The following is a 1,076-nucleotide window of genomic DNA, read 5'->3' on the forward strand; positions in this document are numbered from 1 at the left end:
CAGATCAAATAAAACAAATTCATATTTGTTATATTATTGATTCCAATTTGGAATACCTGTTAAGGAAAGGTACAAAATGGATATAGATTCTTTATTAGCATTTGTGACAGTTTACAAAGAGCGCTCATTTTCAAAAGCAGCCGAACGTCTATCAATTACTCAGCCCGCCATCACAAAGAGAATTCAGGGACTAGAACGTCAACTTTCGTGCAAACTCATTGAGCGTTTGCAGCGCGACCTCCTGTTAACCGAGGCTGGCGAAGCGCTGTATCCACACGCTCTGTCCATCCTGCATGAAATTGATAACGCAAAGCATGCAATCAAGAATTTGTCTCACAATGTAGAGGGTGAACTAAGAATTGTTGCCAGTCATCATATAGGCCTACACCGACTTCCCTTAATCTTAAAGGAATTCAGTAAGCGCTATCCTGAAGTTGACCTTAAGCTTAATTTCCTTGATTCTGAAAGCGCCTATCCGATATTGGGTGATAATCAGGCTGATATTGCTTTTATTACCATCCCGGACCAATTAAGTGATGACTATATATGTCACCTTTCTTGGGACGACCCTATGAGCTTTATTTGTAGCCAACATCATGAGCTTGCCAGCTTAACAAGCGTAACACCCCCTGACCTTGCAAAGCACAACGCAATTCTGCCCTCACGATCCACGCTCACTTACCGCGTCGTCGAAGCTATGTTTCATCAATCGAAATTAATGCTAAACGCGAGCATTCCAACGAACTATCTAGAAACCATGAAGATGATGGCCGGAGTAGGCATGGGTTGGAGCGTGCTGCCAAACACGATGATTGATGAAGAGCTGAAAGTATTACCGATCGATCTTTCGAATAGCTACGGCACCGAATCAGAATTGACCAGAAATCTTGGCGCCGTGAGTTTCAGAAAAAAGAGTATGAGCAACGCTGCAAAAGCCTTTAAAGGCTTTTGCCGCGTTGCTCATACTCTTTTTTCTGAAACACACGACGCCAAGATTTCTGTTCAATTCTGATTCGGTGCCGTAGCTATTCGAAAGATCGATCGGTAATACTTTCAGCTCTTCATCAATCATCGTG

General features: G+C 42.8%; 1 protein-coding gene. It reads left to right on the forward strand.

What is annotated here, in order from left to right; all coding sequences use genetic code 11:
- The first annotated feature begins 76 nt into the window (after window positions 1-76).
- The gene (locus A3729_RS06010; protein ID WP_068633400.1) at window positions 77-1,012 is read left to right on the forward strand and encodes a LysR family transcriptional regulator; all 936 of its coding nucleotides are present in this window, start codon (window positions 77-79) and stop codon (window positions 1,010-1,012) included.
- The last annotated feature ends 64 nt before the right edge of the window (window positions 1,013-1,076 follow it).

Source organism: Oleiphilus sp. HI0043 (assembly GCF_001634935.1).